The sequence below is a fragment of the Kitasatospora sp. NPDC059599 genome (assembly GCF_042735125.1).
In the GTDB taxonomy this organism is placed as follows: domain Bacteria; phylum Actinomycetota; class Actinomycetes; order Streptomycetales; family Streptomycetaceae; genus Kitasatospora.
Genome location: NZ_JBHWCL010000047.1, coordinates 37,987 through 58,036, shown reverse-complemented (window position 1 = coordinate 58,036; position 20,050 = coordinate 37,987). Strand labels below are relative to the sequence as shown.

General features: G+C 74.6%; 16 protein-coding genes. 4 read left to right on the top strand and 12 right to left on the bottom strand.

All coding sequences use genetic code 11. From position 1 onward, the window contains the following. Positions 1-125: 125 nt before the first annotated feature. On the bottom strand, positions 126-1,067 hold the full coding sequence (locus ACFV04_RS18580; RefSeq protein WP_380530181.1) for an A/G-specific adenine glycosylase: 942 nt from the start codon (positions 1,065-1,067) through the stop codon (positions 126-128). Between the two features lie 193 nt (positions 1,068-1,260). Between ACFV04_RS18580 and ACFV04_RS18575 the strand changes: the two genes are divergently transcribed. After that, the gene (locus ACFV04_RS18575) at positions 1,261-2,130 is read left to right on the top strand and encodes a hypothetical protein (protein WP_380530178.1); all 870 of its coding nucleotides are present in this window, start codon (positions 1,261-1,263) and stop codon (positions 2,128-2,130) included. A 188-nt stretch (positions 2,131-2,318) separates the two neighbouring features. Here the strand turns inward: ACFV04_RS18575 and disA are convergent, their stop codons facing one another. Together disA and radA are read right to left on the bottom strand one after the other, a co-directional pair. Next, positions 2,319-3,377, bottom strand: coding sequence for a DNA integrity scanning diadenylate cyclase DisA (gene disA / locus ACFV04_RS18570; RefSeq protein ID WP_360253112.1), 1,059 nt, complete (start codon positions 3,375-3,377; stop codon positions 2,319-2,321). 201 nt (positions 3,378-3,578) lie between these two features. Beyond that, positions 3,579-5,090 carry a DNA repair protein RadA gene (radA, locus tag ACFV04_RS18565; protein WP_380340766.1) on the bottom strand — a complete coding sequence of 504 codons (1,512 nt, stop codon included), beginning with the start codon at positions 5,088-5,090 and terminating at the stop codon, positions 3,579-3,581. Between the two features lie 150 nt (positions 5,091-5,240). Between radA and ACFV04_RS18560 the strand changes: the two genes are divergently transcribed. Beyond that, complete coding sequence (locus ACFV04_RS18560) at positions 5,241-7,139, top strand: hypothetical protein (RefSeq protein WP_380530175.1); 1,899 nt, start codon at positions 5,241-5,243, stop codon at positions 7,137-7,139. Between the two features lie 165 nt (positions 7,140-7,304). Here the strand turns inward: ACFV04_RS18560 and ACFV04_RS18555 are convergent, their stop codons facing one another. Then, on the bottom strand, positions 7,305-8,639 hold the full coding sequence (locus tag ACFV04_RS18555; protein WP_380530173.1) for a DUF1254 domain-containing protein: 1,335 nt from the start codon (positions 8,637-8,639) through the stop codon (positions 7,305-7,307). A gap of 291 nt (positions 8,640-8,930) precedes the next feature. On the opposite strand from ACFV04_RS18555, the gene ACFV04_RS18550 reads away from it, so the two are divergent. Next, entirely contained in the window at positions 8,931-9,971 is a 1,041-nt protein-coding gene (locus ACFV04_RS18550; protein WP_380530170.1) for an NAD-dependent epimerase/dehydratase family protein, read from the top strand. A 282-nt stretch (positions 9,972-10,253) separates the two neighbouring features. Here ACFV04_RS18550 and ACFV04_RS18545 read toward each other — a convergent pair whose 3' ends face one another. The 5 genes from ACFV04_RS18545 to ACFV04_RS18525 form a co-directional block, all read right to left on the bottom strand. Continuing rightward, a complete protein-coding gene (locus ACFV04_RS18545; protein WP_380530167.1) occupies positions 10,254-11,303 on the bottom strand; it encodes a family 2 encapsulin nanocompartment cargo protein polyprenyl transferase in 1,050 nt (349 codons plus the stop codon). Between the two features lie 246 nt (positions 11,304-11,549). After that, positions 11,550-12,968, bottom strand: coding sequence for a family 2B encapsulin nanocompartment shell protein (locus ACFV04_RS18540; RefSeq protein WP_380530164.1), 1,419 nt, complete (start codon positions 12,966-12,968; stop codon positions 11,550-11,552). Between the two features lie 315 nt (positions 12,969-13,283). Next, a complete protein-coding gene (locus ACFV04_RS18535; protein ID WP_380530161.1) occupies positions 13,284-13,829 on the bottom strand; it encodes a methylated-DNA--[protein]-cysteine S-methyltransferase in 546 nt (181 codons plus the stop codon). A 251-nt stretch (positions 13,830-14,080) separates the two neighbouring features. Then, positions 14,081-14,314 (bottom strand): hypothetical protein, encoded by a 234-nt coding sequence (locus ACFV04_RS18530; protein ID WP_360252771.1) that lies wholly within the window; start codon positions 14,312-14,314, stop codon positions 14,081-14,083. Positions 14,315-14,497: 183 nt separating this feature from the next. Beyond that, positions 14,498-15,766 (bottom strand): MFS transporter, encoded by a 1,269-nt coding sequence (locus ACFV04_RS18525; RefSeq protein ID WP_380530158.1) that lies wholly within the window; start codon positions 15,764-15,766, stop codon positions 14,498-14,500. A 203-nt stretch (positions 15,767-15,969) separates the two neighbouring features. On the opposite strand from ACFV04_RS18525, the gene ACFV04_RS18520 reads away from it, so the two are divergent. Next, positions 15,970-16,779 (top strand): hypothetical protein, encoded by an 810-nt coding sequence (locus ACFV04_RS18520; RefSeq protein WP_380530156.1) that lies wholly within the window; start codon positions 15,970-15,972, stop codon positions 16,777-16,779. Between the two features lie 35 nt (positions 16,780-16,814). Here the strand turns inward: ACFV04_RS18520 and ACFV04_RS18515 are convergent, their stop codons facing one another. The 3 genes from ACFV04_RS18515 to ACFV04_RS18505 form a co-directional block, all read right to left on the bottom strand. Then, positions 16,815-17,810, bottom strand: a complete 996-nt coding sequence (locus tag ACFV04_RS18515) for a serine/threonine-protein kinase (protein ID WP_380530153.1) — start codon at positions 17,808-17,810, stop codon at positions 16,815-16,817. Then, the gene (locus ACFV04_RS18510; protein ID WP_380530150.1) at positions 17,807-19,654 is read right to left on the bottom strand and encodes an ABC transporter ATP-binding protein; all 1,848 of its coding nucleotides are present in this window, start codon (positions 19,652-19,654) and stop codon (positions 17,807-17,809) included. The genes ACFV04_RS18515 and ACFV04_RS18510 overlap by 4 nt, the downstream gene beginning before the upstream one ends. A 69-nt stretch (positions 19,655-19,723) precedes the next feature. Continuing rightward, complete coding sequence (locus ACFV04_RS18505; RefSeq protein ID WP_360252756.1) at positions 19,724-19,855, bottom strand: hypothetical protein; 132 nt, start codon at positions 19,853-19,855, stop codon at positions 19,724-19,726. Positions 19,856-20,050: the final 195 nt, after the last annotated feature.

Sequence of the window (20,050 nt, the reverse complement as noted above, 5' to 3'; positions counted from 1 at the left end):
AGGGGGCCGTCGCGGTGCCCCGCGGTCCGGTGCGGTCCGGTACCGACCGGTGCGGTGCCCCGCGGTCGGCGCGGTCCGGTGCCGACCGGTGCGGTGCCCCGCGGTCCGGTGTGGTCCGTCGGTGGCTACTGCGGCAGTCGGTAGACGCCCTGCTCGACCGGCTCGACCAGGCCGTCCGCGACCAGGCCGTCCAGCGCCCGGGCCCGCTGCACCGCGTCCGGCCAGACCGCGTCCAACCGGGCCTGCTCGACCTCGCCGTGCGCCTCCCGCAGCACCGCGAGCAGCTTGCCGCGCACCTGGCGGTCCGTCCCCTCGTAGGACTGGCCGCGTCGCGCCGGGCCCTCGTACGGCGGGCGGCCGGCCCGCTGCCAGGCGCAGCCGACGAACAGCGGGCACTCCCCGCACTCCGGGCCGCGCGCGGTGCAGACCAGCGCGCCCAGCTCCATCACGCCGACCGCCCAGGTGGCGGCGGTCTCGGCGTCGTCGGGCAGCAGCCCGGTGGCGGTGCGGCGCTCGGCCGCGGTGGTGGCCTGGGCCGGGTACTCGACGCCGGTCACCGCACGGGCGAAGACCCGGCGGACGTTGGTGTCCAGCACCACGTGCCGCTGGCGGAAGGCGAAGGAGGCGACCGCGGCGGCGGTGTACTCCCCCACCCCGGGCAGCGAGAGCAGCGTGGCGTGGTCGTCCGGGACCTCGCCGCCGTGCTCCTCGGTGATCGCCACGGCGGCCGCGTGCAACCGCAGCGCGCGGCGCGGGTAGCCCAGCCGGCCCCACATCCGGACCGCCTCGCCGGGCGCGTCGGCGGCGAGGGCGGCCGGGGTCGGCCAGCGGGTCAGCCAGGCCTCCCAGGCGGGCAGCACGCGCTTGACTGGGGTCTGCTGGAGCATGAACTCGCTCACCATGACCGCCCAGGGCGTCGCGTCGGGGGTCCGCCAGGGCAGGTCGCGCTTGGTCGCCTCGTACCAGTCCAGGACGGTGGAGTGGAACAGCGGCAGGGGCATCGGCAGTCGGACGCCGTCGACGGCGGTGGCGGTGGCTGTGGCGGCGGTGGTGAGGTCAACAGTCATGGCCCTTCGATCCTCCCACGCCCGCCGAGCCGACCGAAGTGGAGGAGACGGGTCCGGATGCCCCGGAGGTTTTCCCGGAAATCAGCCCTCCGGGGCTCCCTCGAACGGATCAAATGGCGGATCATGTGAAGGAAGGGGCGACTGTGCGGTGTTGGTGAGTCAAACGCCACACACAGTCTCGTAGAGTTTGGTCGTGCCCTCTCTGCGTCAACCCGTGGGACCGCTGCCGGCCTCGATCTACTGGCGTCGGCGCGTCGTCGTGCTCGCCGCCGTCGCGGCGGTCGTCGCCCTGATCGCCTGGCTGATGAACGATCAGGGCGGGGGCGGTGACGGCGGCTCGTCGAACAAGGCCGCCCAGGCCGTTCCGACCCAGAGTCAGACCCCGGCCCAGGCCATCACGCCCGGCGCCTCGCCGAGCGGCCCCGCGGCGCGCCCCGGTGGCGGCTCGGGAAGCAACCCCGGCGGCGGCCCGGTGGCCGGCGGTGGCGGCACCGAGGTCAACATCAGCGGTGGCGGCACCGGCGGCGCCAACCCGGCCCCCGCGGGCGGTTCGAGCGGCGGCGGCACCGGTGGCGGTGCGGCGGGCGGTTCCGGCGGCACGGGCGGCACCGGCGGCGGCACCCCGGCGTTCAACACCCCCGAGATCATGGCGCTTCCGGTCTGCGCCTCCTCGCAGGTCGCCCTGGAACTGGCCGGTACCCAGAACTCGTACCAGCCCAAGGACAAGCCGCGGCTCGCCCTGACGGTCAAGAACTCCTCCGGCGCCAACTGCCGGGTGGACCTGGGCCGGGCCGCCTCCGCGATCACCGTCAGCGCCAGCAACGGCGACCGGGTCTGGTCCTCCGGCGACTGCCCGACCGACCGGGGCAGCATCTGGGTGCAGCTGGCGGCGAGCGGCAGCCAGACCGAGACCTTCACCTGGGACCGCAGCCGCAGCAAGCCGCAGTGCGCGACCAGCGACCTGGCTCCGCCGGCGAACGGCACGTACGTGGTGCTCGCCGAGCTCACCGGGCTCTCCGGGGACAAGGTCTCCGCGCGGGCCTCGATCCGACTGGACAACTGAGGCCCGGTCGACTCCGCTCGGAGCCCCCGGCCGCGCGGCCGGGGGCTCCGGCGTTCCGGGCCCCGCGCTCCGGCTCCGCTCCGGCTCCGCTTCGGCGCACGGGTGGCGCGGCAGGGCGGGAACACGGGACGGCCCCCGGGGAAACGTTCCCCGGGGACCGTGAGCCGTGAGCCGTTCCGCGCGGCGGGTCAGACGTAGCGCTCCAGGATGGACGATTCGGCAAGGCGGGACAGGCCCTCGCGGACCGAGCGGGCCCGGGTCTCGCCGACGCCCTCGACCGTCTGCAGGTCGTCGATGCTCGCGGCGAGCAGCTTCTGCAGGCCGCCGAAGTGCTCGACCAGGCGCTCTATCACGGTGTTGGGCAGCCGCGGGATCTTCGCCAGCAGGCGGTAGCCGCGCGGCGAGACGGCGGAGTCCAGCGACTCCGGCGAGCCCGAGTAGCCGAGCGCCTTGGCGACGGTCTGCAGGTCCAGCAGCTCGGCGTGGGTGAGCGCCTCCAGGTCGGCCAGCACCTCGTTGACCGTCCGGCCCTTCTTGGCGGCCCGCTCCGGGAAGTAGTCCCGGGCGACCAGTTCGCGCTCCGGCTCCACGCCCGCGATCAGCTCGTCCAGCTGCAGCGAGAGCAGGCGACCGTCGATACCGAGTTCCAGCACGTAGCCGGCGATCTCGGTGGCGATCAGCCGGACCATCTCCAGGCGCTGGGCCACGGCCGTGACGTCCCGGACCGTGACCAGGTCCTCGATCTCCAGCGCGGAGAGCGTGCCGGCCACCTCGTCCAGGCGCAGCTTGTAGCGCTCCAGGGTGGCCAGCGCCTGGTTGGCGCGGGACAGCACCGTGGTGGAGTCCTCCAGCACCCGGCGGGTGCCGTTGACGTACATCGCGATCAGCCGCATCGAGTGCGAGACCGCGACCACCGGGAAGCCGGTCTGCCGGTTGACCCGCTCGGCGGTGCGGTGGCGGGTGCCGGTCTCGTCGGTCGGGATGGTCGAATCCGGCATCAGGTGCACGCCGGCCCGGACGATCTTGGTGATGTCCTTGTCGAGCACCACCGCGCCGTCGAGCTTGCACAGCTCGCGCAGCCGGGTCGCGGTGAACTCGACGTCCAGGACGAAGCCGCCGGTGCAGATGGGCTCGACCGTCTTGTCGAAGCCCAGCACGATCAGGCCACCGGTGTTGGCCCGCAGGACCCGCTCCAGGCCGTCACGCAACGCCGTGCCGGGCGCGATGGCGGTGAGGGAGGCCCGCAGCAGGGCCTCCTCACGGGAGGCCTTGTCCGCCCCCCGGTCGCTGGCTGCCACGTGACTCCTCCGGTCGACCCCGTGCCGCGCGCCTCGCGCCGTGCGCCGGTCCGCGGTCTGTTGCTCTGTCGCTCAGTACCGCTCGGTACTGCCTTCTGGCCAATGAGACTGGGGAAAGTCTAACTGCGTGCGGCTGCGGCAGGGCTTGGGTCAGCGCAGTTCGTCGGAGTCGAGCGGCTCCCAGCCGTCCATCAGCTCCTCCGGACCGACCGCGACCCGGGCGGAGCGCGGGGCCGGCGGCGCCGACGGTGCCTCAGCACGGGCCTCGCCGCGCGGCTTGGCGGCCGCCCGGCGCCGACCCGGGATGGCCCGCAGCGCCTCGCCGATGTCGGCCACCTCGACCACCTTCATGCCCGGCGGCACCTTGCCCGGGTCCGGCGGGACCAGGGCGTGGGTGAAGCCCAGCCGGTGCGCCTCGGCGAGCCGCCGCTGCACACCCGTCACCCGGCGCACCTCGCCCGCCAGGCCGACCTCGCCGATCGCCACCAGGTTGCTGGGCAGCGGGGTGTCGGTGGAGGAGCTGGCCACGGCGAGCGCGACCGCGAGGTCGGCGGACGGCTCGCTCAGCTTCACCCCGCCCACCGTCGCGGTGTAGATGTCCTGCTTGCCGAGCTTCACGCCGCCGTGCCGCTCGACCACGGCCAGGATCATCGCGATCCGGGGCGACTCCAGGCCCGAGGTGGTGCGGCGCGGCGAGGGGATCTGCGAATCCACCATCAGCGCCTGCACCTCGGCGACCAGCGGGCGCTTGCCCTCCAGCGTGACGGTGAGGCAGGTGCCGGGGACGGGCTTGTCACGCCTGGTCAGGAAGAGGCCGGACGGGTCGGCCAGGCCGACGATCCCCTCGTCGTGCAGCTCGAAGCAGCCCACCTCGTCGGTGGCGCCGTAGCGGTTCTTGACCCCGCGGATGAGGCGCAGCCGGGCGTGCCGGTCGCCCTCGAAGCTGAGCACCACGTCCACCAGGTGCTCCAGCAGGCGGGGGCCGGCGATCTGGCCGTCCTTGGTGACGTGGCCGACCAGCAGCGTGGCCATGCCGCGCTCCTTGGACGCCCGGATCAGCGCGGCCGCCACCTCGCGGACCTGGGCCGGGCCGCCGGGGGCGCCGTCCAGCTCGGCGGAGGCGATGGTCTGCACCGAGTCCAGGATCAGCAGGCCGGGGTTGACCGCCTCGATGTGCCCCAGCACCGCGCCCAGGTCGGACTCGGCGGCGAGGTAGAGGTGCTCGGAGAGGGCGTTGATGCGGTCCGCGCGCAGCCGGACCTGGCCGGCCGACTCCTCGCCGGTGACGTAGAGCGTGCGGTGCCGGTCGGTGGCCGCCTTGGCGGCGACGTCCAGCAGCAGGGTGGACTTGCCGACGCCGGGCTCGCCGGCCAGCAGGACCACCGCGCCGGGGACCAGCCCGCCGCCGAGCACCCGGTCCAGCTCCGGGACGCCCGTCGATCGGGCCGTCGCGACCTGGCCGTCCACCTGGGCGATCGGGCGGGCGGGCGCGCTGACCGGGCCGGCCGCCGTGGTCCGGATCGGCACGGCGCCGTACTCCTCGACCGTCCCCCAGGCGTTGCACTCCGGGCAGCGCCCGACCCACTTGGGCAGCTGGTTGCCGCACTCGGTGCAGCGGTACGCCGGGCGCGGCTTGGCGGTGGTCTTGGAACGCGGAGGCATGCGGCCCACGGTAGCGCCTGGGTACGACAGCGGCGGTCCGCCACCGGGCTCGCCGCGCGTCCACACAGATGGGCGATGTTGTTACCCGAAAGAAGTACATACGCGGCGAATGGCGGGGAAGAGCCGTCCCGGGTCTCTACCGTCGGACGGGTGACAACGCGAACTGTTGGGCCGGCCGGGCCGCAGGCCGCCGCCGTGCTCGCGGCGTACGACCGGCAGGTGGACGGCCTGTTCACCTACTGCCTCTCGGTGCTGTGCGAACACGACGCCGCCGCCGACGCCCTGCGCGAGGTCCGCGACCTGGCGCAGCGGCACGGCGCCCGGCTGGCCGAGGCCGGCCTGGTGCGGGCCTGGCTGTTCTCGCTGGCCCGGTACTGCTGCCTGCGGCGACTCGCGGACGGGGGCACGGCTGCGACCGGACCCGGCGGTGGGAGCGGGACCGGGACCGGGACCGGGGCCGGGCGGGCGGCCGGGACGGAGCCGAGCGAGGCCGAGGCGGCCCGTCGGCGGCGCGAGCTGGCCTCGCTCGCCTGGCCCGAGGCGGCCGGCACCGACCCCGAGCAGCGCGAGGCGCTGGAGCTGTCCGTCCGGCACCGGCTGACCCCGCTGGAAGTGGCGGCGGTGCTGGGCCTGCCGTTCGAACGGACCCGCGAGCTGCTGGTCGGCGCCGAGACCGAGGTGGCCCGGACCAGGGCGGCGCTGCTGGTGCTCGGCGTGGGCAGCTGCCCGGAGCTGGACCGGCTCGGCGGGGCCGGGGCGGAGTCCTGGCGGGACTGGGTGCTCGGCCCGGCACTGCGGCGGGAGCTGGTGCAGCACGTGGTCGACTGCCCGACCTGCCGGGGAACGGCGGAGCGGGTCGCCGGCGAGGCGGCCGAAGGGGGGGCGGGGCTGTCCGGGCTGCCGCTGCTGGGGGCTCCGGCGGGCGGCGTCGGTGCCGTGGGCGCCTCGGGTGCCGTGGGCGCGGCCGGTGGCACGGGTGTCGTCGGCCTCGCGGGCGTCCGCCCCGGCATGGCGGCCGACCCGGGGCTGCGGTTCGACCAGGGCGGCTTCCCCCGGCACCGGGCACCGGACGCGGGGCGCGGGCTGGCGGTCCGTCGGCGGGTGGTGACCACCGGGGTGCTCGCGGCCGTCCTGGCGGCGCCGGTGATCGCACTCTGGGCCGGACACCGGGGCGGCGGCGGGGCGGGGTCGGCGGCCTCGATGTCGGCGGTGCGGGTGGACGAGGCCGCTCGGGAGACCGGGCAGCGGCCACCGGGGGCCGGGGGCCCGACCGGCCAGGGGGTCCCCGGGGTGCCCGGCCTGGAGCTGGCGGGGACGGGTGGTGTCGGCGGGACGGGCGGTGCAGAAACGTTGCTTCCGGGTTTTCCGCGGCTGACCTTCCAAGGTGCGGTGGTCCCCGTCCCGGCACACGGCGCCACCCCGCTCGGCAGCCCGACCCTGGTCGCCGCCCCCGTCCCCGTGGTCGAACCCGTCTCCGCACCGGGCGCGCCCGAACCGGCCCCCGCCGGACTGCTCACCGTCGAGGCCGCCGAGTACGGCAGCCGGACGATCCTCACCCTCACCGACTCCGGCACCACCGAGATCCACTGGCGCGCGGTGACGGACGCCGGCTGGCTCCGGCTCAGCCGCGACTCCGGCACCCTCGCCCCCGGCCAGCGGATCACCGTGACCGTCACCGTGGACGAGGACCTCGCGCCGACCACGCACTGGACCGCCCGGATCGCGCTCCCGCCCTCCCAGGCGGTGGTCACCCTGGAGGGCGGCCCGCACAACCGCGGCGGCTCGACCTCGGCACCGGCCGACCCGTCCCCGACGGACTCCGCGCCGCCGACGGCCGGCCCTTCGCCGACCGCCACCGGCGCGCCCTCACCCTCGGGTTCGCCCTCGGGTTCGCCCTCGCCGTCGGGCTCGCCGACGGGCGCGCCGTCCTCGGCGCCGCCGTCCGGCACACCCTCCCGCCCGGGCACGCCCACGGCGGCCCCGACGAGCAGCGCCCCGCCGCGTCCGACGGGGACGGGGGCGCCCTCGGCGTCGCCGACCGCGCGATAGGCGGCGAACCCGCTCCGGGACGGTGCCCGGGAGCTCGGGGTGCCCGGGGACGCTCCGACCTCGGCCGGTTCCCGGTTCCCGGCGGCCGACGGGAGGCGGGAGGCGGGAGGCAGGAGGCGGGCCGACGCCCTCCTCCTCCGGGGCCGGTGGAAACCCGGGCGGGCGTCAGGTCCGGTGGATCGGGGGGACCTGGTAGGTCCCGTCCAGGACCCGGGGCTTCGGCTGGTAGAGGCGGATGATCGGGCGGAACTCGCCGGGCGGGGTGGGGAGCCAGTTGGCGGCGGCGGCCGGGTCCTCGGGGTGGTCGTGCTGGAGGGTCACCGTGAGGGAGCCGTCGTCGCCGTAGACCAGACCGGGGGTGCGGTCACCGATCGAGTAGCGGTCGATCGGGTTCTCCACCAGGTAGTAGTCCGGGACCGAGTACATCGTGACGGACCAGAAGGCCTCGGCCGGGGGCAGCTGGTCGAAGCGCAGGGTGTAGCTGTTGGCACCGGTGAGGGGCCGGCCGTCCGCGTCGTCGTAGGTCATCGCGTACGAGGCCTCGTAGGCGTGGTTGCCCCAGAGGCCGGCCCGGGCGGCGGCGGCCCGGCTGAGGTAGGCGGCGCGGCGGTCGGGGATGCGCCACTCGGGGTCGTCCAGGGTGCCGGGGCCGAGGTGGTCGGTGTTGTAGTCGAAGAGGTGGAGCGCGGAGCGCCATTCGCCGAGCGGGTGGTCTTCGGGCGGACGGGTGGCGTCCTCGACCCGTTCCCGCCCGGCCGCCAGACCCTTGGCCAGGGCGAGCGTCCACTCGGGGACGGCCGCGCGGTACGGCGACGCGCCGTCGTCCAGCAGGCCGAGCGGGGCGAAGCGGCGCTGGTACTCGATGTCGGCGGTGGCCGGGGGGAAGGCCTGCATCCACACCCGCAGGCGCTCGAAGAAGGCCAGCCGTTCGGGGACGTCCGGGTCGGGCTCGGGCAGCCCCGCGATCAGGCCGCCGGGCTCCAGCGGGTCCAGGCCGAGGCGGGACTGCAGGTCCCGGACCCGGGGCAGGTCGTCCGGGCCGGTGCAGGCGAAGCGGCCGACCACGGTGCCGACGGTGGTCGGCAGCTCGATCACCCGCTCCGGGTCCGCCGCCGTGCCGTGCCAGCCCGGCGGGACGATCAGCCAGGTCTGCGCGCCCGTACCGGTGGCGCGGCGGCCCAGGTAGGCGACGTTGTCCGTCCAGGCGTCGATGACCTGCAGCACGTAGTAGGAACCCGCGGTGTCCGGGACCTGCAGCACCTGCGGGCCCTCGGAGAGGTCGAGCTGGGCGATCGAGTAGACCGTGTCGTTGTTGACCGAGACGAAGTCGTCGGCCGGGCCGGCCAACCGGGTGGCGTGGCTGAACCTGTTGAGCGGCGCCGCCAGCAGGGTGCCCAGGCCGCCCCTGGTGAAGCGCTCGGCCATGGTGAGACCGGCGACCAGCGGGTAGCCGTAGACGTACGCGTCGGCGGCCAGTGCCTCCAGCTCGGGCTGGTTCATCGGGGGTCCTTCGTACGGTCGGTCAGGACGAGGAGTCGGTCGGGACGCGCGGGTCGGTCGGGACGCAGGGGCCGGTCGGGAGGCGGGGGCCGGTGCGCCGCCGCTCCACGATCGGTACACATCCGTACAGACCTCTACAGACCTGCATGGATCGGATGCTAAGTCCGCCCGGAGAGGCCGGCACGTCGGAGCCGGTACGTCGGAGCCGTAACGCCGGACCGGGGGCCGCGCGGGATCTGCTGAGCGCGAATCCGGGCGTACGGACGGAGCGGCCAGGAGAGGGTGGCCGGTATGAAGATCCTCCTGCTCGGAGGCTCGTCCTTCCTCGGACGGGCCTACGCCGCCGAGGCCCTCGCCCGGGGCCACCACGTGACCACCTTCAACCGCGGCCGCAGCGCCGCCGACCTGCCCGGCGTCGAGGCCGTCCGCGGCGACCGCGACAGTGCCGAGGACCTCGCCGGGCTGCTGGACGGCCGCGACTGGGACGCCGTCGTCGACACCTCCGCCCAACAGCCCGCCCAAGCCGCCCGCACCGCGCGGCTGCTGCGCGAGCGGGCCGGGCACTACACCCTCGTCTCCTCCGTGCACGCCTTCGCCGACTGGCCCGCCCGAGTGATCGGCGAGGACTCCCCGCGGCACGAATGCCCCGCCGACACCCCGCCCGACCAGCCGTTCAGCCCCGCCCTCAAGGCCGGCTGCGAGCGCGCGGTGCTGGCGGGGTTCGGCGCCGAGCGGTCGCTGGTCCTCAACAGCGGACTGCTCATCGGGCCGCACGAGATCGGCGGCCGGCTGCCCTGGTGGCTGGAGCGGATGGCGCGCGGCGGGCGGGTGCTCGCCCCGGGCGATCCGCAGCGGACCATGCAGGTGATCGACGTCCGCGACTTCGCCGCCTTCGGGCTGGACCTGCTGACGGCCCGGACCAGCGGGCGCTTCCTCACCACGGCGCCGCCCGGACGGCTGCGCTTCGGCGAGTGGCTGGAGACCTGCCGGGCGGTCGCGGGCGCTGCGGACACCGAGTTGGTCTGGGTCCCGGACGGACCGCTGCTCGCCGCGGGGCCGGACCGGGTCGAGCCGTGGAGCGAACTCCCGCTCTGGGCACCGGATCTGCCGGAGCTGGCGGGTGCCTGGCTCGCCGACACCGGCCGGGCGCAGGCGGCCGGGCTGCGTTGCCGGCCGTTCGCCGAGACCGCGCGGGACACCTGGCAGTGGCTGCGGACGCGCCGGCCGGCCGAGGACACCGACGCCGACGGGCGTAAGGGGCGGGTGGGCGCGGCGGTGCGGCAGGGCATCGAACCCGCCAAGGAACGGCGGCTGTTGGCCGCCTTCGGGTGAGCCGGTACGGGGCTCGGGTGAGCGGGCGCCGGGTGTGCCGGCCCGGGTGAGCGGGCGCCGGGTGTGTGTGCCGATTCGGATGAACCGGCTCGCCGTGAACCGGCTACCGGGGCGAGCATGACGGCGGAGTGGGAAGTCGGCCGGTCCGACTTCCCACTCCTTGACGGCGTTCCTCGGGTGGCCGGCCCCGGGCGCCCGAGCCCGCCGCGACCGACGTGTCCGGTGCGTCGGGCGTGTCCGGGCTGGTGCGTCGGGCGTGTCCGGGCTTGGGGGCGTCCGGGCTCAGTGCGTCCGGCGGGTGACCAGTTCGGCGAGCGCCAGCAGTTCGTCGGCCGCGGACGGCTCGGGTACGGCGGTGGCCAGCTGCGCCATCGCCGCCGCCATCCGCTCGCAGGACTGCCCCTGCGCCCAGCCGCGCCCACCGGCACCCTCGACCGCCGCCGCGCACTGCGCCAACTCCTCGGGGCTCAGCTGGCGTTCGATCGCGTACAGCTCGGCCAGCCGCTTGCCCTCGACGGTGCCGGAGCCCAGCGCCGCGACCACCGGCAGCGACTTCTTCCGGGCCACCAGGTCCGCGCCGACGGGCTTGCCGGTCACTGCCGGGTCCCCCCAGATGCCGATCAGGTCGTCGATCAGCTGGAACGCCAGGCCGATCTCCCGGCCGAAGCAGTCCATGGCCTGCGCCGTCTCCTCGGACGCGCCCCCGTACAGGGCGCCCATCGCGCAGGCGGCGCCGAGCAGGGCACCGGTCTTGGCCTCCGCCATCGCCAGGCACTCGGGCAGCGAGACGTCGTTGCGCTGCTCGAAGGCGCAGTCGATCTGCTGGCCCTCGCAGAGCTCGACCACGCAGTCGGCGAGCCGGCGGATCGAACCGTGGGCGGCCGGGTGGGTGTCCTCGGCGAGCAGGCGCAGGGCGAGGGAGTGCATGGCGTCCCCGGCCAGGATGGCCTCGGTGGTGCCGAACACCCGCCAGGCAGTGGGCCGGTGGCGCCGGGTGTCGTCCCGGTCGATGACGTCGTCGTGGAGCAGGGTGAAGTTGTGCACCAGCTCCACCGCCGCGGCCGCGGCGGCTGCCTCGGCGGGCGTACCGCCCAGGGCCTGGGTGGCGGCGAGGACCATGGCGGGCCGGATCGCCTTGCCGGAGGAGGCCGCGGCGGGCGTACCGTCCGCCTCCCACCAGCCGAAGTGGTAGCCGGCGACCTTGCGCATCGTGCCGGGCAGCGAATCGACGGCGGCCCGCATGACCGGGTCGACCAGCGCGCGGGCCCGGGCGAGGATGTCGGCCGCCTCGTTCCCCTCGCGGTGGTCCCGTTCCAGCGTGGGACTCGTCATGGGTGTCTCCCCCTTCTTGGCGCCTGTCGTGTGGATGGCCCGGCACGGGCGGGGCCGGGGTCGCGCTGTGGGTGTCGGGCGGTGTCCCGGCGCGGGGTCGGCGGGCGCCGGGTCGGGACCGCTCGCACGGGGCACGGCCGGGACGGGCGGGGCACGTCACCGGCTCGGGCCGGCACGCACCGCCGGCCGGGGTGCGGTGCACCTCCGGCCGGACGGCGCGGATCTCCGAGCGGCCCTGCCGCGGTGTCAGCGCTGGGCGATGTCCACGTTCTCCAGGACGCCGACCGCGTCCGGGACCAGGATCGCGGCGGAGTAGTAGGCGCTCACCAGGTAGGAAATGATGGCCTTTTCGTCGATTCCCATGAACCGCACCGAAAGGCTCGGCTGGTACTCGTCCGGAATTCCGGTCTGGTGCAGCCCGATGACACCCTGATTGTCCTCGCCGACCCGCATCGCGATGATCGAGCTGGTCTGCCCGACGATCGGGATCTTGTTGCACGGGAAGACCGGTACCCCGCGCCAGGACAGGATGTGCCGGCCCTCGACCTCGACCGTGCCCGGGTTGATGCCACGCTTGTTGAGCTCCCGGCCGAATGCGGCGATGGCCTTGGGGTGGGCCAGGAACATCTTGGTGCTGCGGCGGCGGCTGAGCAGCTCGTCCATGTCGTCCGGGGTGGGCGGGCCGGAGTGGGTCTGGATCCGCTGGTCGTACGCGGCGTTCTCCAGCAGGCCGAACTCGGGGTTGTTGACCAGCTCGTGCTCCTGGCGCTCGCGCAGGGCCTCGATGGTCAGCCGCAGCTGGTGCTCGGTCTGGTTCATCGGCTGGTTGTAGAGGTCGGCGACGCGGGAGTGGACCTTGAGGATGGTCTGCGCGACGCTCAGCTCGTACTCGCGCGGCTTCAACTCGTAGTCCACGAAGGCGCCGGGCAGCTCGTACTCGCCCTCGTGACCGGAGGAGAGGTCGATCGCGGCCTCGCCGTGCTTGTTCTGCGCCTGCTGGAAGCCGTTCAGGTACTCGATGACCTGCAGCTGCAGCGCCTCGGAGCGGTCGTGCAGTTCCTGGAAGGACGGCCAGGACAGCGCCATCACGGTGCCGGAGGTCGTGGCGCGGACCGTGTACGGCCAGGCGCCGTCCTCCTGCTGGAGCGCCTCGTCGCCGAGGTGGTCGCCGTCGGCGAGGGTGCCGACGACCGTCTCCTCGCCGTACTTGCCGGTGCCCATCCGCTCCAGCTTGCCGTGCGCGATCAGGAAGACCTCGCTGATCGGCGTGCCGGCCTCGACCAAGACGTCCCCGGGGCCGAACTCCCGCTGCACGAAGCGCGAGGCCAGTTCCTCCAGGACGGCCTCGTCCTGGAAACCGCGCAGCACCGGCACCTCGGCGAGCGTCGGCGGGACGATCCGCACCTCGGCGCCGGTCTTGACGAAGCTCACCCGGCCGCGACCGACGGAGTAGCGCAGACGGCGGTTGACCCGGTACGTGCCGCCGGACACCTGCACCCACGGCAGCTTCCTGAGCAGCCAGCGCGGGCTGATGCCCTGCATCTGGGGCGCGGACTTGGTGGTGGTGGCGAGGTTCCGCGCGCCCGCCGTGCTCAGACTCTGCTGCTGCCGGATCTCCGTCTGCGCGCCGGGCGCAGGAATACCGGCATTGGTTTCGGTCGACATGAGGGGAGCCCTTCGCATACCCGATACCCGATGAAGTGTCGCCTTGCACATTCGTGTTGCAGCTTCATGGTGGGCCCATTCGCGGGCAGCCCGCAATCACTCGTACGAGTGATTTGGAATAACCGAACAAATAGTACGAGTAGATCACCTGATCGATATTCATTCGACTATTTATTCGAACTTATCGACTTCCCGCACCCATCTTCCCCCATCGACCCCGTCGGCCGCGCCGCCCCTTGACAGAACCGCCCACCGTCCGGACCGGACGACCGGACGACCGGACGACCGGGCCACCCCGGCCGCACCGGCGGTGGGCTACAGGGGCCCGTCCCAGTCGAGCGTCGGCTCCAACACCCCTTCCAGGGTGAGCAGCCAGCGCTTCACGTCGATCCCGACCCGGCCGCCGCCGAAGCCGCCGACCCCGTCCGCCGCCACCACCCGGTGGCAGGGCACCAGCAGGGCGACGGGGTTGGCGGCCATCATCTGCCCGACCGTCCGGGCGGCCAGGCCGGGCTCCGCGACGTCCCCGAACACCCCGCTGCGGGCGGCCAGTTCGCCGTACGTGACGGTCCGGCCGTACGGCACCTCGCGCCAGAGCGTCTGCAGCACGGTGCGGTGCGGCCCGGAACTCAGGCTCCAGTCGATCGGCAGGCCCAAGTCGTGACTGCGGCCCGCCAGGTAGGCGCCGATCCGCTCGGTGACGGCGGTGATCTTCGCCTCGTCGGTGCACGGCGGCTCCTCGCCGTCACGCCCGCCGTAACCGGCCGCCGCCACGCCGAGCGGGGTCACCGCGATGTGCATCGGGCCGCTGGGCAGCGGCGTCGGCACGGTCAGCCAGGACATCGACCAGGACTGCGGCACGTTCGGGCCCCCACCCTCCGCCGGACCGGCCGCCGGCCACCCCGGCACCCGGGGGGCGTCCCCGCCCCGCGCGCCATCGTACGGCGGGCCGCCGCGGAGCCGGCCGTGGTCCGAACCGGCCCGGACGCGGCCGGCCCGGATCCGGGCACCGACAGGCCCGGCCCGGGCACGATCGGCCCCGGTCCGGGCGGCGCCGACCACGGTTCGGACGGCTTCGGCCCCGGGCCCGGCGGCATCGGCTTCGGCTTCGGTCAGAGCTGCCCCTTCAGCTGGGTGGCGAGCGCCTGGGCCCAGTGCGCCAGTTCGGCGCGGTCCGGCCTCCGGCCCTCGCAGAGGAGCGCGAGCTGCGCGTCGTTGATCCGGTTCGGGCCCGGGATCTCCAGCAGGTAGGCCACTTCGGCGAGCACGGTGGCGAGCCGCTCGGCGTCCGTGTGGTCCAGGGATACGGCGGATTCGTGGTGGCTGATGGTGAGCGAACCGGGCATTGGACGACCTCCTCCGTCACCCCCACTCCCTCCACCGTACGACCGGGTCGGCCGCCCCGCCCGCCGCGGAGGCGTACGTGCGCGGGTGGGGCAGCCGGTTGCGCTCCGGGGCCGGCCGGGCGCGGTGCGCGGTGGGCCGCACCGGGGGCCGGGGGTGCGCCCCGGAGCCGTCCGAGGGGTCGGTCAGTCCTCCGGGTCATCGTCCCAGCGGCGGTTCCGTACGGCCGGTATGCCCAACACTACGGCTCCGGAAGCCAGTTGCCAGACCGCCCCGAGCAGCAGCACGGTGTCCGTGCCGAACCGGCCGGCCAGCGGGCCGGCCACCGCCAGGCCGAGCGGGCCGAGGGCGAAGGAGCCGAGCACGCCGAACGAGGTCAGCCGGCCGAGCAGTTCCACCGGCACCCACCTCTGCGTCGTCGAGCTGTAGAGCGTCCCGCAGACCGCCGAGCCGAACCCCGCCACCAGCGCGCCGGCGGCCACCCAGGGCAGCGACGCCCCCGCCGCGAGCGCCCCGGAAGGCAGCGCCCAGCCCAGCGCGGCCACGGACGCCACCGCGAGCGGACGGGCGGGCACGCGGCCGAGCATCAGCAGTCCGCCCAGGACCGCGCCGACCCCGTACACGCCCATCACCAGGCCCCAGCCGCCGGCGCCGCCGAGACCCCGTTGCGCGGTGAGCGGACCGAGCACCAGGAACGGCGCCCAGACCAGCAGGTTGAACAGGCCCATCTGCGCGGTGGTGATCCACAGCCACGGCCGGGCCGCGAACTCCGACCAACCGGCCCGCAGCTCCCGGAGCACCGACTCGCCGCCGTCGGCCACCACCCGCCCGGGCAGCCGCAGCCCGGCCAGCGCGAGGGCGCCGGCCCCGTACGTCACCGCGTCGACCAGCAGCACCACGGCCGGGCCCTGCGTCGCGGTCACCAGGCCCGCCACGGCCGGGCCGACCACCGTCGACACCGAACGGGACAGCCCCAGCAGGGTGTTGGCGTCCGCGATCGACTCCTCGCGGCGCACCAGCCGGGGCACGATCGCACCGAAGGCCGGCATGAACAGCCCCTCGCCGAGCCCCCACACCGCCACCAGCCCCACCATCGCCCAGACCGGCGCGTGCCCGGCCGCCAGCAGCCCGGCGAACAGCGCCTGCACCAGGCCGCGCAGGACGTCCGACCCCAGCATCACCCCCCGGCTGCCCAGCCGGTCGGCGATCACCCCGCCGGCCAGCAGCACCAGCACCACGGGGAGGATCCGGGCCGCCATCACCCACCCCAGGTCGGTGCCGCCGCCACCACCGTCGAGCACCGCGAAGGCCACCGCCACCGGCGCCATCGACGAGCCGACGAGGGAGGTCGTGTACCCGAGGAAGAACCACCGGAAGTCACGCTCGCCCAGCACGGCGAGCCGGTCTCCCGGGCGCCGTCGGCGGGCCGGGATCCGTTCGATGTCCACTGCCATGAGCAGAAAGTCTGGGGTTCCGGGGAGGTCGAATTCAAGGGTTTCCGAGGAAAAACCTGAGTCCACCGGCATCAATGTTCCGAATTGGCCCGGCGACCGCAGTAAACAGGGGTTCCCATGGCCCTCCACCTGCTGTTTACTGCGCAATGCGGATATTTCCACGGGAACTCCGGGCGATTGATTTACTGCGGAAGAAGGCGAATGTGACAGAGAACGCGACAGGACTCCCCCCGGTCGAGTACGCCGTCGCCGTCGAGCGCTACCTCGCCGCCTCCGGGCTCGCCGAGGGCTCCCGGCGGATCTACCGGATCGCGCTGCACACCTGGGCCTGGGCGCTCGCCGACCGGCCCGCCCCCACCGGCCCCGCACGGCGGCGCGCCCGACCGCCCGTCCTGCCGCTCGCCCTGCTCGACCACCCCGACGCCGTCGGCCGGCTCCGCGCCGCCGTCGCCCACCGCGCCGCCGACACCGACCCGCGCACCCTCAACCGGGAACTCTCCACCCTGCGCGCCGCGGCGGCCTGGTGGCGGGCCCGCGGCTGGATCGACGACGACCCGACCGCCGACCTGCACCCCCGCCCGACACCCCGACCCGCCGCGGCGGCAGGCCCGTTGACCCCCGACCAACTGCACGCGCTGTTCGCCCTCCGCGCACCGCTACGCGAGCAGACGCTCTGGCACCTGCTGCACGAGTCCGGCGCCGCGATCGAGACCGTCCTGGCCCTGGACACCGACCACCTCGACCTCCCCCGCCGCCGCACCCGACCCGGGCACACCCCCCTCCACTGGCGGACCGGCACCGCCCGGCTCCTCCCCCTCCTCATCGCCGGCCGCACCGAAGGCCCGCTCTTCCTCACCGACCGCCGCGCCCCCACCGGCACCGCCGCCCCCGACCGCTGCCCCTACACCGGCCGCGCCCGCCTCTCCTACCGCCGAGCCGCCGAACTCTTCACCACCCACAGCGGCACAATCGGCCCGGGCTGGACCCTCCGGCAGCTGCGGGCCGGGCGGTGACCACACGGCGGCACCCGGACGATCACCGACGACCGTCACCACCCGGTGGAGCCGCTTCCCGGGTGAGCGGGATCCTCGGACCCCGGCAGGACCGCGCGGCGGCCGAACGGGAGCACACCGTCCAGCAGCGCCGCCAATCGGGGAAGGCCGGGCCGGGCGGCCGGGTCGAGGCGCAGACAGGCGTCGATCGCCTCGGCGAAGGGGCGGGGCAGGCGGCGGCGTGCGGACACCGGGGGTGCGGGGCCCGACGGCCCTTCGTCGAAGGGGAGTTCGCCGGTCGCGGCCTCGTAGAGGGTGATGCCGATGCCCCAGACGTCGGTGGCCGCCGTGAGCGGGCCGCCGGTGACCTGTTCGGGGGCGAGGTAGCCGTCCGTGCCGATGCCGGGGGTGCCCGGGCCCGGGGGGCGGGCGATGCTGAGGTCGAGCACCTTGGCGCGGCGGCAGTCGATCACGATGTTGGAGGGCTTGAGGTCGAGGTGCAGCAGGCCCTGCCCGTGCAGGTAGCGGGTCGCCGAGCAGATGTGGAGCCCGAGCAGGGCCAGGTCGGCGGCGGCCGGACGGCGCGGTCGGGTGTCCAGCAGGTGGGCGAGGGTCTCGCCGGTGAGGGTCTCCAGCACCGCGTACGGCTGCGGGCGTTCGCCGGTGCCGTAGCCGCGCACCAGGTGCGGGTGGGTGAACTCGGTCAGCCAGCGGCCCTCGCGGAGCAGGCGCTCGCGCAGCCTCCGTTCGCGACGGCGGTCGGGCCGGAGCACCTTGACCACGCAGCGGCAGTCCCGTTCCTCGCTCCAGCAGTCGTACACGTCGAGCCAGCCGGTGCGGCACAGGTGGGCCAGGACCTGGTAGCCGGGGGCGATGAACTCCCCTGCCGGGAACGGCGGTCGGGGAGGGGACGGCGGTCGGGCGGGGGAAGGCCTGGCCGGGGAGGGCTGCCGGTCCGAGAACGGCTCGCGGTCGGGCGGCGGCTCGCGGTCGGGCAACGGCTCGCGGTCGGGCGGCGGCCGACGGGCGGTGGAGGGCCGGCGGGGGCTCATCGGGCCACCTCCCTGGCCGCCTCCCGGACCGGCGGCCGGTGCAGCCGGTCGAGCCGGGCGTAGCCGTCGTCGCGGGCCAGCAGTTCCTCGTGGGTGCCGCAGGCGGCGACGCATCCGCCGCGGAGCAGCACGATCCGGTCCGCGTCCCGCACGGTCAGCAGGTCGTGCGAGATGATGATCGTCGTCCGACCGCTCATCAGCCGCCGGAGCGGCTCCAGGATCCGCCGTCCGGACTCCGCGTCCAGCCCGGCGGTCGGCTCGTCCAGCAGCAGGACGGGCGCGTCCCGGACCATCGCCCGGGCGATCGCGATCCGCTGCCGCTGCCCGCCGGAGAGCATGCCGCCCTGCCGACCGACGAGCGTGTCGTACCCGTCCGGCAGCCGGCTGACGAACTCGTGCGCGTCGGCGGCCTTCGCGGCCGCGACGATCCGGGCGTCGGTCGCGCCGGGCCGCCCGTAGGCGATGTTCTCCCGGACGGTGCCGTGGATCACCAGGGTCTCCTGCAGCAGGACCGCGATGTGTTCCCGCAGGTCGGCGAGGGCGAGTTCGCGCAGGTCGAGGCCGTCGAGGCGGACGGCGCCGCGCTCCGGGTCGTAGAAGCGCAGCAGCAGCTTGGCGATCGTCGACTTGCCCGCCCCGCTCGCTCCCACGAGGGCGACCGTCTCGCCCGGCTCGGCGCGGAAGGACACGTCGAACAGCGCCACCCGGGTCGTGCCCGGGTAGCGGAACCACACCCTGTCGAAGGCGACCGCGCCGCGGATCCCGGCGGGACGCAGCGGGGCCGGCGGGTCGGCCACCTGCGGCTGCTGGTCGAGCAGTTCGATGATCCGCTCGGCGGCGGCCGAGGCGGAGTAGAAGCCGTTGCTGAGCCGCGAGATCCCCCGGATCGGGCTGTACAGCCGGCTCAGCAGGGTGACGAAGACGAGGAGTTCGCCGAGCGTCAGCCGGCCGTGGGCGAGCTCCCAGGCGCCCAGCCTGAGCACGATCAGCGCACCGGCCAGCTCCAGCAGTTCCACGATCGGCGCGAACAGCGCCCGTAGCCGGGTCGCGGCCATGGTCGCCCGGAACCGTGCCAGGCTCTCGCGGAGGAACCGTTCCTGCTCCCAGTCCTGCCGGTTGTACGCCTGCACCAGCGCGAGGTTGTCCAGGGTCTCCTCGGCGAGCGCGCTCACCGAACCGCTGCGCCGCCGCCGCTCCCGGGACGCGGCCTTCACCCGCACCGAGAAGCGTCGCGCCGTGAACCAGAACACCGGCGCGACCACGAGGGCCACGGCGGCGAGGTCCCAGCGCAGGTAGAACAGCACCGCGAGGAAGACGGCGAGCTCGGCGACGTACGCGACCACGTCGAGGACGCCCGAGAGGAGGAAGGTCTCGACCGCCTCGACGTCCGACGTCAGCCGCGACAGGACGTCACCGAGCCGCCGCCGCTCGAAGAACCCCAGGGAAAGGCCCTGGAGGTGGCGGAACACGTCCGTGCGCAGGGCGAGCAGGAAGCGCTCGCTGACCCAGGTCGAGGTCGTCTCGTCGGCGAAGTGCAGACCCCCTGCCACCAGCGCCAGCACGGCGTAGCCGAGCGCCACCGGCAGGAACAGCCCGAGCCTGTGCGGCACCAGTACGTCGTCGACGACGACCTTGAACAGCCAGATCGCGGCCGCGTCGACCACCGGCCCGAGCAGGACGAACCCCAACAACAGGACCAGCCACCGCCGGCCACCGCGGGTGTACGGCCAGAAGCGCCCGAACGTCCGCAGCAGCGGGACGGCCGGCGCCTGGGCGACGACCGGGTCCACCCGGCCGTCGCCGTCACCCGTGTCGACGGCCGTCAACCGCTTCAGCGACCACACGGTACGGCTCCGGCCCACGGGATGTGGCCGGGCCGAGGACGGCCCGGCCCTGACAGGACGGCGAAGCCGTCAGTGCCGCGAGTTGCTTCCATGACGGCGGCGACGACGGTCGTTCGTCTTGGAGTCCTTGGTCTCCTTGCCGGTCCCGGTCCGCTTGCGCGGATGGCGCAGCGCCGGCACCAGGTTGGCCAGCATGCTCATCGCTACCACCTCTCCGTAGATCTGCTCGATTCCCCACCCGGAAGTACGCGCCGGGGGGCGGGGGTGCTCACCGGCAGCCGCGGCGGTTCTCCGATCACGACGACGGGGCGGTGCGAGCGTGCGGTGCGGTGCGGCGGTCGGGCGGTGCGGCGGGTCGGGGAGCGGCGGTGAGGCAGTGCGGCAGTGCGGCAGTGC

What these genes read in the sequence shown, in the direction of transcription:
- ACFV04_RS18580 (WP_380530181.1), bottom strand. Translation starts at nt 1,067, where the DNA reads ATGACTGTTGACCTCACCACCGCCGCCACAGCCACCGCCACCGCCGTC.
- radA (WP_380340766.1), bottom strand. Translation starts at nt 5,090, where the DNA reads ATGCCTCCGCGTTCCAAGACCACCGCCAAGCCGCGCCCGGCGTACCGC.
- ACFV04_RS18555 (WP_380530173.1), bottom strand. Translation starts at nt 8,639, where the DNA reads ATGAACCAGCCCGAGCTGGAGGCACTGGCCGCCGACGCGTACGTCTAC.
- ACFV04_RS18550 (WP_380530170.1), top strand. Translation starts at nt 8,931, where the DNA reads ATGAAGATCCTCCTGCTCGGAGGCTCGTCCTTCCTCGGACGGGCCTAC.
- ACFV04_RS18545 (WP_380530167.1), bottom strand. Translation starts at nt 11,303, where the DNA reads ATGACGAGTCCCACGCTGGAACGGGACCACCGCGAGGGGAACGAGGCG.
- ACFV04_RS18540 (WP_380530164.1), bottom strand. Translation starts at nt 12,968, where the DNA reads ATGTCGACCGAAACCAATGCCGGTATTCCTGCGCCCGGCGCGCAGACG.
- ACFV04_RS18530 (WP_360252771.1), bottom strand. Translation starts at nt 14,314, where the DNA reads ATGCCCGGTTCGCTCACCATCAGCCACCACGAATCCGCCGTATCCCTG.
- ACFV04_RS18525 (WP_380530158.1), bottom strand. Translation starts at nt 15,766, where the DNA reads ATGGCAGTGGACATCGAACGGATCCCGGCCCGCCGACGGCGCCCGGGA.
- ACFV04_RS18515 (WP_380530153.1), bottom strand. Translation starts at nt 17,810, where the DNA reads ATGAGCCCCCGCCGGCCCTCCACCGCCCGTCGGCCGCCGCCCGACCGC.
- ACFV04_RS18505 (WP_360252756.1), bottom strand. Translation starts at nt 19,855, where the DNA reads ATGAGCATGCTGGCCAACCTGGTGCCGGCGCTGCGCCATCCGCGCAAG.